The organism is Pseudomonas fluorescens (genome assembly GCF_041354075.1).
In the GTDB taxonomy this organism is placed as follows: Bacteria; Pseudomonadota; Gammaproteobacteria; order Pseudomonadales; family Pseudomonadaceae; genus Aquipseudomonas; species Aquipseudomonas fluorescens_CE.
In genome coordinates, this window is record NZ_JARZGC010000008.1 from 247332 (window position 1) to 258112 (window position 10781).

At 61.9% G+C, this 10781-nt stretch carries 12 protein-coding genes and 1 tRNA gene; 6 read left to right on the forward strand and 7 right to left on the reverse strand.

All coding sequences use genetic code 11. The features are described 5' to 3' along the window. Position 1 precedes the first annotated feature (1 nt). The 6 genes from QIW53_RS13685 to QIW53_RS13710 all read left to right on the forward strand — a co-directional run bounded on the left by QIW53_RS13685 (position 2) and on the right by QIW53_RS13710 (position 3865). Positions 2-77: transfer RNA gene (locus QIW53_RS13685), tRNA-Glu, on the forward strand. A 184-nt stretch (positions 78-261) separates the two neighbouring features. Beyond that, positions 262-801: a TetR/AcrR family transcriptional regulator gene (locus QIW53_RS13690; RefSeq protein WP_371050126.1), complete on the forward strand. Its 540-nt coding sequence runs from the start codon at positions 262-264 to the stop codon at positions 799-801. A gap of 31 nt (positions 802-832) precedes the next feature. Then, positions 833-1666, forward strand: coding sequence for an alpha/beta fold hydrolase (locus QIW53_RS13695; protein ID WP_371050127.1), 834 nt, complete (start codon positions 833-835; stop codon positions 1664-1666). 48 nt (positions 1667-1714) lie between these two features. After that, positions 1715-2158, forward strand: a complete 444-nt coding sequence (locus QIW53_RS13700) for an acyl-CoA thioesterase (protein ID WP_371050128.1) — start codon at positions 1715-1717, stop codon at positions 2156-2158. A gap of 179 nt (positions 2159-2337) precedes the next feature. Then, positions 2338-3297, forward strand: coding sequence for a tRNA dihydrouridine synthase (locus QIW53_RS13705; protein WP_371050129.1), 960 nt, complete (start codon positions 2338-2340; stop codon positions 3295-3297). Positions 3298-3418: 121 nt separating this feature from the next. Further along, complete coding sequence (locus tag QIW53_RS13710) at positions 3419-3865, forward strand: Hsp20 family protein (RefSeq protein WP_371050130.1); 447 nt, start codon at positions 3419-3421, stop codon at positions 3863-3865. A gap of 69 nt (positions 3866-3934) precedes the next feature. On the opposite strand, the gene QIW53_RS13715 is transcribed toward QIW53_RS13710, so the two are convergent. The 7 genes from QIW53_RS13715 to QIW53_RS13745 form a co-directional block, all read right to left on the reverse strand. Further along, the gene (locus QIW53_RS13715; protein WP_371050131.1) at positions 3935-4867 is read right to left on the reverse strand and encodes a phosphatidate cytidylyltransferase; all 933 of its coding nucleotides are present in this window, start codon (positions 4865-4867) and stop codon (positions 3935-3937) included. 1 nt (position 4868) lies between these two features. Then, positions 4869-5489, reverse strand: a complete 621-nt coding sequence (locus QIW53_RS13720) for a lysophospholipid acyltransferase family protein (RefSeq protein WP_371050132.1) — start codon at positions 5487-5489, stop codon at positions 4869-4871. Between the two features lie 9 nt (positions 5490-5498). Beyond that, complete coding sequence (locus QIW53_RS13725; RefSeq protein ID WP_371050133.1) at positions 5499-5954, reverse strand: hypothetical protein; 456 nt, start codon at positions 5952-5954, stop codon at positions 5499-5501. Then, complete coding sequence (locus QIW53_RS13730; protein ID WP_371050134.1) at positions 5944-7284, reverse strand: phosphatase PAP2/dual specificity phosphatase family protein; 1341 nt, start codon at positions 7282-7284, stop codon at positions 5944-5946. Before QIW53_RS13730 ends, QIW53_RS13725 begins: the two co-directional genes overlap by 11 nt. Continuing rightward, a complete protein-coding gene (locus QIW53_RS13735) occupies positions 7284-9038 on the reverse strand; it encodes a bifunctional alpha/beta hydrolase/class I SAM-dependent methyltransferase (protein ID WP_371050135.1) in 1755 nt (584 codons plus the stop codon). Before QIW53_RS13735 ends, QIW53_RS13730 begins: the two co-directional genes overlap by 1 nt. 10 nt (positions 9039-9048) lie before the next feature. Further along, positions 9049-9672 (reverse strand): CDP-alcohol phosphatidyltransferase family protein, encoded by a 624-nt coding sequence (locus QIW53_RS13740; protein ID WP_371050136.1) that lies wholly within the window; start codon positions 9670-9672, stop codon positions 9049-9051. A 284-nt stretch (positions 9673-9956) separates the two neighbouring features. Beyond that, positions 9957-10781, reverse strand: an 825-nt coding sequence (locus QIW53_RS13745; RefSeq protein ID WP_371050137.1) for a cbb3-type cytochrome c oxidase subunit I, incomplete at its 5' end; no start/stop codon positions are given.

Sequence of the window (10781 nt, forward strand, 5' to 3'; positions counted from 1 at the left end):
CGTCCCCTTCGTCTAGTGGCCTAGGACACCGCCCTTTCACGGCGGTAACAGGGGTTCGAGTCCCCTAGGGGACGCCACGATTACCCGCTCTGCGGGATTTTATAAGGGTCATTCAATTATTGAATGGCCCTTTTGTTTGTCTGGCGTTTGGCCAAACTCCCTCATTTCTTTCCAGCTTCGCTTCAGACCGGCGGTCACACTTACCGCTTGCAGAAAATTATTATGAGAATAATATTCTAGTCGTAATATTTGGAGGCAACGATGAACGACAAAAAAGCTCAAACCCGCGAACGCATTCTCAAGGCCGCCAGTGCCGCGCTGATTCAGCGTGGCCCGGCCGAACCGAGCGTGGGCGAAGTGATGGGAGCGGCCGGCCTGACGGTGGGCGGCTTCTATGCGCACTTCGAAAGCAAGGACGCGATGATGCTGGAAGCGTTCAAGCAACTGCTCGGTCACCGCCGTGGACTGATCGCCGACATGGACGCCGACTTGACCGGTGAAGAGCGTCGCGCCCTGGTGGCGGCGTTCTACCTGTCGCGCAAACACCGCGATTCGTCTGATTCGGCGTGCCCGATCCCGGCTTCGGTCGGTGAACTGGGGCGACTGCCGGACGCGTTTCGCGTGGCCTTGAACGAGCATGTGGAGTTGATGGTCGCGCAGTTGGCGGCCAGCCCGGAGGACACCGACAAGGCATTGGCCGATATGGCGCTGATGGTCGGTGGCCTGGCCCTGGCGCGGGCGCTGGGTCCGGGTGAGTTGTCCGATCGATTGCTGCGCGCCGCCAAGTCGGCGGTGCAATGACCTGAAGGCCACGGCCTGGGGAGTGTGAGCGATGAGCACGTTGAAATGGGTTCGTGGCGTTAATGGCACCTTGGGCTGGTTTGCACCGAAGCTGGTCGCGGCGAAAATGCGCCTGGCCTTCATGACCCCGCGGGATCTGCCGCCCCGTGATTGGGAGTTGCCGCTGCTGGCGAGCTCCGAACGCATCACGCTGCGTTTCGGTCTCTCGGCGTTGCGCTGGGGGCAGGGCCCCGCCGTGTTGCTGATGCACGGTTGGGAAGGCCGGCCGACGCAATTTGCCAGCCTCATCAATGCACTGGTCGAGGCGGGATACACCGCCGTTGCGCTGGATGGGCCGGGCCACGGCCGTTCCCCCGGACGCGAAGCGAATGTCATGCTGTTCGCCCGCGCCATGCTTGAGGCCGCTGCCGAGCTGCCGCCCTTGCGGGCGGTGATCGGTCACTCGATGGGCGGCGCCAGTGCCATGCTGGCGGTCCAGTTGGGGCTGCGCACCGAAACCCTGGTGACGATTGCCGCACCGGCGAAAATTCTCGGGGTGCTGCGTGGTTTCGCCCGTTACGTGCGACTGCCGCCCAAAGCCCGCTCGGCGTTCATTCGTCAGGTTGAAAAAGACGTCGGCATGCGCGCGGCGGCACTGGATGTCGCGCACTATCAGCTCGACATGCCCGGCCTGATCGTTCACGCCGAAGACGACCGCCTGGTCTCGGTCAAGGAATCCCAGTTGATCCACGACGCCTGGTTTGACAGCCGATTGTTGCAGCTGCCCGAGGGCGGTCATCAACGGGTGCTGGCCGACCCGCGTGTCATTGATGGCGTGTTATCACTGCTGGCCGGCCGCAGCCTGCAATCGCGCCAATCGGCCTGAGCATCCGTTACACTGCCCCGGTCGAAACAATCTGACCGGGAGTGGGGCATGGGCTGGGATCGGGCAACGCCATTTATCATCGATCTGGAAGTGGGCGCCGAGGACATCGATGGCCTGGGGCACGCCAATAACGCAGTGTACGTGAGTTGGCTCGAACGCTGCGCCTGGCGCCACTCTCAGCGCCTGGGCCTTGATCTGGTCGAGTACCGGCGCCTGGACCGGGCGATGGCGGTGGTGCGTCACGAGATCGATTACCTGGCGGCGGCCTACGAGGGTGACCAGTTGCAACTGGCGACCTGGATCGTCGATTGGGACCAGCGCCTGAAAATGACCCGACACTTCCAACTCAAGCGCCCGCGCGACAACGCCACGTTGTTGCGCGCGCAAACCACCTTTGTCTGCATCGAACTGTCCACTGGTCGGCCCAAGCGCATGCCGGCCGAATTCATCGAGGGCTATGGCCCGGCGTTGGATCTTTCCCTTTCCTTGTAGGAGCGAGCATGCTCGCGATGGTCGTGAACGATAAAGAGGGGTGTCAGGCAGCCCGCGTTGTCTGATTCTCCATCGCGAGCATGCTCGCTCCTACAGGGGGCAGTGTTCGTGTAATGGAACCTGCGGCGCCCGTTGGATTCCAGTAAACTGCCGCACGTTTTTCCACGAGTGTGTTTTTCATGCAAATTGCCCTGGCGCCCATGGAGGGGTTGGTCGACAACATCCTGCGTGACGTGCTGACGCGAGTGGGTGGTATCGACTGGTGCGTGACCGAGTTCATCCGGATCAACGACCAGTTGCTCACCCCGGCCTATTTTCACAAGTTCGGCCCTGAGCTGCTGACCGGTGCACGTACCGCCGCAGGCGTGCCGTTGCGCGTGCAACTGTTGGGTTCCGATCCCGTGTGCCTGGCGGAAAACGCGGCGTTGGCCTGCGAATTGGGTTCTGAAGTCATCGACCTGAATTTCGGCTGTCCGGCCAAGACCGTCAACAAGTCGCGGGGCGGGGCGGTGCTGCTCAAGGAACCCGAGCTGCTGAACCGGATCGTCGAGCATGTCCGCCGCGCAGTGCCGGCGCACATTCCGGTCACCGCAAAGATGCGCCTGGGTTTCGACAGCCCCGACGGATCGCTCGATTGCGCCACGGCCCTGGCCGACGGTGGTGCGGAACACATCGTGGTGCATGCGCGAACCAAGACCGATGGCTATAAACCACCGGCCCACTGGGAGTGGATCCCGCGCGTGCAGGACGTGGTCAAGGTCCCGGTGTTCGCCAATGGCGACATCTGGAGTGTCGAAGACTGGCGTCGTTGCCGGGAAATCAGCGGCGTGGAAGACATCATGCTCGGTCGCGGCCTGGTGTCGCGTCCGGACCTGGGCCGGCAGATCATGGCGGCACGCGCCGGTGAAGAAGTGGTCGAGATGACCTGGGCCGAGCTGTTGCCGCTGGTCCAGGATTTCTGGTTGCAGGCCAGGGCGCAAATGACGCCACGTCAGTCGCCGGGTCGCCTGAAGCAGTGGCTGGCGATGCTGACGCGCAATTATCCCGAGGCGACCGAACTGTTTACCGTGCTGCGCCGGGAGACGGAACCGGATCAAGTCTCGCGTTTGCTCGGCTTGCCGGTCACGCAGGCGGCTTGAAAAAAAGTTGAAAAAAACCTCTTGAAAAGTTTTTGGCGGTCCCTATCTAAGGGTTACGCGATGCCGAATTCGGGTCGCGGAGACAAAAAAACTTGCTGATTGTTTTCAGGAGATTTGAATCATGACTACTGCATTTTCCCTGGCTCCACTGTTCCGTTCCTCGGTAGGTTTCGACCGTTTCAACGACCTGTTCGAAACCGCCCTGCGTAACGAACCAGGCAGCACTTACCCTCCCTACAACGTCGAAAAACACGGTGATGACCAGTACCGTATCGTCGTGGCGGCGGCCGGTTTCCAGGAAGACGATCTGGAGCTGCAAGTCGAGAAGGGTGTACTGACCATCAGTGGTGGCAAGCGTGATGCGAACGAAGGCGTGACCTTCCTGCATCAAGGCATCGCCCAGCGGGCCTTCAAGCTGTCCTTCCGTCTGGCCGATCACATCGAGATCAAGGCCGCAGACCTGCGCAATGGTCTGTTGAGCATTGACCTGTTGCGGGTCGTTCCGGAAGAGGCCAAGGCCAAGCGCATCCCGATCAACGGGGAACAAAAGCCGGCCCTGCAGCACTGAGTCAGGCCACTGACTGAAAAAGACCCCGAGTGATCGGGGTCTTTTTTTTGCAGCGGGTTTTCACCGCACTCAGGTCCAGCCGTAGCGAACCAGGTGAAAGAAGATCGGCGCCGCGAAACATACCGAGTCCAATCGGTCGAGCATGCCACCATGGCCTTCGATCATGTGCCCCCAGTCCTTGACCCCTCGATCGCGTTTGATGGCCGACATCACGATACCGCCCGCAAATCCCAGCAGGTTGATCAGCAGCGCGATGAGCAACGATTGCCAAGGAGTGAACGGTGTAATCCACCACATTGCACAACCGATCAGGGACGCCAGCACAATCCCCCCGACGAAGCCTTCCACGGTCTTGGACGGTGACAGGTTCGGGGCAATCTTGCGTTTGCCGAACAATTTGCCGCAGACGTACTGCAGCACATCCGACATCTGCACCACGATCACCAGATAGGCGATCAGCAGCAGATTTCGCCCCTCATAGTCCGGGATGTTTAGGGTCAGCAGGGCTGGCACGTGAGACACGCAGAACACCGCAATCATCAGGCCCCACTGGACCTTCGAGGCGCGCTCAAGGAAATGCGTGCTGTCACCACCCAGGGACGCGAGGATCGGCAACAGCAAAAACACGTACACCGGAATGAAAATCGAAAACAGCCCGTACCAGTCGTAGTAAATCAGCAGGTACTGCAACGGCAGCGCCAGGTAAAAGGCCGCAACCAGTGCCGGGTAGTCACTGCGACGCGTCGGGGTGAGGGTAAGGAATTCGCGCAGGGCGTAGAAGGACACGAGATAGAACAGCACGATCACCGCTGTTGTACCAAGCCAGAAGGCGACACCGATCACCAGCACCATGACCCACCAGGCGTTGATCCGTGCGTTGAGGTTGTCGATCACCGGGTTGAGGGCGCCATGGCTGCGGCGCTTGAGAATCAGGCCGATCAGCGAGGCCAGCAGCAGGAGCCCGCCAATCCCGCCGAACAACATCAAGGTTTGTCTGTCCATGTCAGGCATGCTCCCCGGCCAGGCTCAGCAGCGCATGGCGGCTGCGTTCGAGAAACTGCGCCTTGCTTTCGTCCTGATCCAGGGACAGCGCAGCGCCGAAACTGATGGTGCACAGCAACGGTAGTGGCAGGACGCGCCCCTTGGGCATGACTCGATTGAGGTTGGCGATCCAAACCGGAATCAATTGAGCCTGGGGATATTGTCTGGCCAAATGGTACAGCCCGCTTTTGAATGGCAGCAATCCCTCTTCGAGGTTGCGCGTCCCTTCGGGAAAGATGATCAGCGAGTCGCCGTTTTCCAGGGCATCGAGCATCGGTTGCAAGGGATTGTCGGCAGCGTCCTTGCGTTCACGGTCAACCAGTACACCGTTGAACACCCGATTGATGATGTAACGCCGCACCGTGCTTTTGAGCCAGTAGTCCGAGCCGGCCACAGGTCGGGTGATGGTACGCAGGGTGGGAGGCAGCGAAGCCCACAGCAGAACGAAATCGCCATGACTGCTGTGGTTGGCGAAATAAATGCGCTGCACCGGTTCCGGCGCACAGCCAAGCCACAGGCTACGGGCGCCGGTGAGGAGGCGGGCAACTGAGGTAATGACGGTGGCAACCACGGGTTCCAACATGATGTCTCCTTATCCGGCAAAGGTCAGCCATGGGCTGGCGAGGATGAATGCAAGCGCCACCAACGTTTGTGCTGCCACCAGCAGGGCCTGGCGGCGTAGCAGTTTGAGAGCGCCGGTGATGCGCTCACTCCAGGGGCGGCCCCCGCGGTTCGACGGTTGCAGATTCAGCGTCGTCAGCGCCTTGTCCAGCGATTGCATTCGTTCATCAAGGTCATCCTCGCCAGTGGCCAGGTGCTGGAACAGATCGGCATCGAAGGCGACGCGCACTGCCCAGTATTTCTGCCACAGGCCAATAACCAACAGGATGCTGCCGCAGACCAGGCCCCAGCCCACCGTGCTTGCCATCACGTACTGACTCAGGCCGAGCAAGGCCCCGATCAGGGTGAGCCCGGTGGACAACCGATCCAGCGAACTGCCACGCCGCAACAGGCTGGCCGTCACCTGCAACTGCATTTCAATGGACACAGGGGCGCTCCATGATGAGTGAATGCTCCAGCGCCTGGCGCTGGAGCGGGCCCAGTACGACGCCGGGTCGTGCGCGCCGAATCAGCTGGATCGCTTCATCGACACTGGAGGCCCGTCCGCAGTGCACGAGCCAGGCGGCCAGCGCCGTCGCGCTGCGCGAATAACCCAGCGCACAGCAGACCAGCACGGGACCGTGTTGGCGAAAGCTTTCGATGGCGCTTGCCGCTTCCCGGCATTGCAGGCCTGTGGGCGCCGTCAGGTCCAGGGTCGGCAGCGTGCGATAGGCGATTGTGCCCGGGTCGATCGACAGCTCGGCACACAGGTCCAACATCGCTGTGAAGGGACCGCGCTCGAGTTCCTTTCGGGTCGGCAAGCGCCCCAGCCAGACATTATCGATCACCTGATCGGGCTGTGGGTGCTTGCGAGTCCACAGGCGTGAATTGAGCCAGGCGGCCGCCAGATAAGGAGCGAATAGCCAGCGTGCGGCAGGGGACAGGCGTCCGTCAGCGCGTTTTTGAAAACCCGCCGCGCCCAGCACCGCGTAATTGAATGCGACGAGCAGCAAGGCGAGCGCGGGCCAGAGTAACCACAACCAAGCGCTCGAAAAGCGGAAGGCCGGGATCGCGAACATCGCTGCTCCCAGCAGGTAATACAGCGCAAGGCGCCAGCGTTTTCTCTGGGTTGCCAGGCGTGCGTCGTGCAGTGGGCCGGGGCCCTCCAGTGGCCACAGCCAGACGCACAGCCAGCCGAGCAGGGCGCCGGTGGGCAGGTCGATGAAATGGTGCTGATACGTGGTCAGCACCGAGACCCCGATCAGGGTGAACCAGGCATGCACCAGTACACGCCAACGCCCGTGCAAATACCGCTGGTAGCAACTCCACAACACCACCAGCAATGCAATGTGCAGGGAAGGCGCCTGATTGAACGGTTTGTCAAAACCTGCAAGCACATCGAACAGCCAGCCGAATACCCCCTCGAGTTCAGGTCGAGCGAAGGTGAAGCGCAGCGGCCAGATCAGGAAACAACTGACGGCGACCAGTTGAGCGGTGAGCAGGCGCAGGGCGTGGCGCTTGAGGGCCAGGCGGCTGGCCGGGAGCAACAGTGACAGGCCGTACAGCAGGTCGATGGACCAGTAGGGCACGATGCTCCAGTCCCAGAACGGCATATGGCTTTCCCAGCCGAACACCAGGCTGCCGACGTCGTCGCGCTGAGTGGTGACCCAGGTGGCCAAGCCGTAGGTGCCGAAGAACACTGGGGCCAGGAGCAATAGCCAGAGCAGCGCAGGCTTCAGCAGGCCCGGCTCGCGAAGCGTGATTGCGTCACGCAGCATCACGACACCCGTCGCGCGACAGACACGCTGAAAATGCCCCATTGATCGACGCGCATGCCGACCTTGCGAAATCCCGCAGCCTCCACCAGTTGATCCATTTCCACCTGGGTGCGCCGACGCATGACCCACGCCTGACCTTCCCGGTGGCTGGTCAAGGCCCGGGCGATCAGTTCCAGTTGCGGGTGCCAGGGTTGGCCGGTGTACACCAGATAGCCGCCGGGCTCGAGGGCGTCGGCCAGCCCGGCGAGGGAGGCAGCGACCATTCGGTTGTCAGTGAACAACTCGTAGAGGCCGGACACCACCGCCAGGGTCGGCCTGGGATCAAGGGCGGCGAGGTCGTCGCGATCGAAGGCATCGCCCTTGACAAATCGGGCTATGGTCTCAAGGCCCTTTTCGCGGATCAGCGCGCTGCCGTCACGCACATTGATGTCGCTGTAGTCGCGCAACAGGATCGACTCTGGCAGCGGATCGACGCCCTGCAAGGCTTCGAGAATGTAGCGCCCATGTCCGGCCGCGATATCGACGATGCGCACCTCGCGGCCCTCCTCACGGAGTTGCGCCATGGTCAGGCGTAATAGCTCCTCGACGTGAAGCTTGCGCTGGCGGATGCCGCGCCAGCCGATGGAGTCCAGGTAATTGCGATCGATCAGGCGACCCACACCCGAGGTGCCGGTGGCGGTGTTGCGGTAGACGTAGTCCAGAGTGCTTCCTGAATCGAAACCGGTGTCGAAGCCCAGCTTGACTCCGGACGACAGCCGGCTGCCCAGGCGCATGCTGGCGCGGATCATGCGCCAGTACAGGTCGCCCAGGGAGTTGCGCGGCAGTGGTGTCACCAGTCGCTCGGATTCGGCGCAGGTCAGGCCGAGACGGTCAGCGTTCAGCAGGGAGGGACGCCCCGGCGCCAGTTCGAAGTTCTCCAGGATGAAGCGGCGCGCGCTGGCGATGGCCGGTGCGCGATCCCTTTCGCCCAGGGTGTCGTGGAAAAACCCCGGCAAGACATGTTTTTCCTTGTGCAAGCTGCCCAGGCGCTCGAAGAACTGCTCCTGGGGTTGGCGATGCACCACGAAGTCGGCACCGGAGATCAGTACTTGCGTGGGGATCTGGATGGCCTGGGCATCGGCCACCACCCGTTCGGCAGCTTCATAAAGGCCAAGCAGGACATTCACCGAAATGGCCTTGGTGATCAGCGGGTCGTTGTCGTAGCTGGCGACACGTTGCGGGTCATGACTGAGAAAGCGCGCCTTGACGTAACTGTTGACGAAAAAGTTGCCACGAAACCGCCGCATCAAGGCCAGGCCCTGGCGGGCGAAAGGCACGTAGAGCTTGACCTTGAATGCCGGTGACGCCAGCACCAGCGAGCGTATGCGCGGCGCGTAGTCATGGGCCCAGGTGGCCACGATGACGGCGCCGACACTCTGGGCAATCATGGTGAGATTTTCTTCTTCTATCCGGTACGTCGTGCCCAGGTGCTCGCAGAAGGTCTGCACGTCCCGCACGCTGCTGGTAAACCCCGGGCTGTCGCCACGGGCACCGGGAGAGAGGCCGTGGCCCCGAGCGTCCCAGGCGAAGAAGTCGAAGCCGGGCAGATCCAGTTCATCCACCAGGTGGGCGATGCGCCCTGAGTGTTCATGGCCGCGGTGAAACAACACGACGGCTTTGCGCGGTTCGCCCGGGGCAGGGGTGGCGGGCCAGTGTCGGTAGAACAGTTCCACGCCGTCATGGGTGGTGAAGGTCTGGTGCAGAGCTTCGCGCATTGCCATTTCCTTATGCTGAAGGGTTGTCGGGTTGTACTTCCTTGAGGCCCTGTCGGACCCGGTTGATCAGCGTGCAGATCAACAGCACCGCAATTATCGTGAACACGCCGTTGATCCACGGCGCACTCATCCAGCCCAGCGCGATGGCGGCAGCCATCACCCCCAGCACGAAGGCCCGGTCACTCTTGCCCATCGGCCCGTCATAGCGCCGCGAAGCGCCGACCATCGGGCCCAGCACGCTGGTGTATTCGCTGAACAGGGCGAGCAGGGTAACCAGCAGCACCAGCCACAGGCTGACGCCAGGCAACAGGGCAAAGGGAAGGATCAGCGCACAGTCCGCGACAATGTCGCAGAGCTCGTTGAGGTAAGCCCCCAGACGCGACTGCTGGTTGAATTCCCGGGCAAGCATGCCGTCGATGGCGTTCAGCGCCATGCGCGCGATCATCCACAGCGGGACCAGAGCAAATACCCAGGGGTGGTGCACCAGGCTGGCGATGAACAGGCCCACCACCACCGAGCCGAGGCCGGCGATCAAGGTGATCTGGTTGGCGGTGGTGCCGTTGCTGAACAGTCGTCGAACCAGTGGCCGCAGGAGATTTTGAAACGCAGGTTTGATCTGGTAGATGCTGGGCACGTCGATAGGATCTCGGCCAGTGGGGGAGGTAGGGTTCGCGCTTTTCAGTGTAGATGGCTTCTTGCAGCACCCCCGGTCATTGCGACGGTGCCGCCAGCGCCAATGTGCTGCTCACTGAATGCTGGGCGAGAATCTTAATGAAACAGTGGGATTGATTGTGTCGGACGCTTCCCGAATGGTTGTAGGGCATGTCCCTGGCCGGGTCTGGCACTGGGTGCTGTTCCCCCTGAAAATGCAAAACGCCCGGTGCAGGGCACCGGGCGTCAGGTGTTCAAGCATCTGCGTCAGCGCTGTCCGGTGAACTCCGTCGTGCGGACCGCGCGCGGATGGCGGGACGAAAACAGCAGCCCGCCGGCGATTTGCCAGATCACCGCAAACGCGCCGACCAGGAACACGATGTCGCCGAAGGTGCGCACCCAGCGCAGGGTTTGCAGCAGGTCCTGTTGCATGAACGCCTCGCTGCGGGCGTACCACAAGCCCTGGCTGGCGCTGGCGTAGAATTGCAGGATGCCGACCGGCAGCAGGCTGGTGAAGATCATCAGCGCCAGTCCGCCGTTGAGCCACCAGAAACCGGTGTTCATCAAGCGATCATTGAACTGCAGGTTCGGCCGCAGATAACGCAGGATCAGCAGGCTGAAACCCAGTGCCAACGAGCCGTAGACGCCGAACAGCGCGGCGTGGGCGTGCAGTGGCGTGGTGTTCAGGCCCTGGATGTAATACAGCGAAATCGGCGGGTTGATCAGGAAGCCGAAGACACCGGCGCCGAGCATGTTCCAGAACGCCGTGGCGATGAAGAACTGCAATGGCCAGCGAATCCGCGCCATCCATTCAGCCCTTTCCTTGAGCCGCCAGTTTTCCCAGGCTTCATAACCCAGCAGAATCAACGGCACCACTTCCAAAGCGCTGAAGGTCGCGCCCACCGCCATCACCGGCGTGGTGGTGCCGGAGAAATAGATGTGGTGGAACGTACCGGGCACGCCGCCGAGCATGAACAGCGAGGCCGACCCCAGCGTCGCGGTCGTCGCCAGGCGTTTGGACACCAGGCCCATGCTGGTGAAGATGAACGCCAGCGCGGTGGTGGCGAACACTTCGAAGAAGCCTTCGACCCA

Coding starts and splice junctions, on each gene's coding strand:
- QIW53_RS13690 (WP_371050126.1), top strand. CDS start 262: ATGAACGACAAAAAAGCTCAAACCCGCGAACGCATTCTCAAGGCCGCC.
- QIW53_RS13695 (WP_371050127.1), top strand. CDS start 833: ATGAGCACGTTGAAATGGGTTCGTGGCGTTAATGGCACCTTGGGCTGG.
- QIW53_RS13700 (WP_371050128.1), top strand. CDS start 1,715: ATGGGCTGGGATCGGGCAACGCCATTTATCATCGATCTGGAAGTGGGC.
- QIW53_RS13705 (WP_371050129.1), top strand. CDS start 2,338: ATGCAAATTGCCCTGGCGCCCATGGAGGGGTTGGTCGACAACATCCTG.
- QIW53_RS13710 (WP_371050130.1), top strand. CDS start 3,419: ATGACTACTGCATTTTCCCTGGCTCCACTGTTCCGTTCCTCGGTAGGT.
- QIW53_RS13715 (WP_371050131.1), bottom strand. CDS start 4,867: ATGGACAGACAAACCTTGATGTTGTTCGGCGGGATTGGCGGGCTCCTG.
- QIW53_RS13720 (WP_371050132.1), bottom strand. CDS start 5,489: ATGTTGGAACCCGTGGTTGCCACCGTCATTACCTCAGTTGCCCGCCTC.
- QIW53_RS13730 (WP_371050134.1), bottom strand. CDS start 7,284: ATGCTGCGTGACGCAATCACGCTTCGCGAGCCGGGCCTGCTGAAGCCT.
- QIW53_RS13735 (WP_371050135.1), bottom strand. CDS start 9,038: ATGCGCGAAGCTCTGCACCAGACCTTCACCACCCATGACGGCGTGGAA.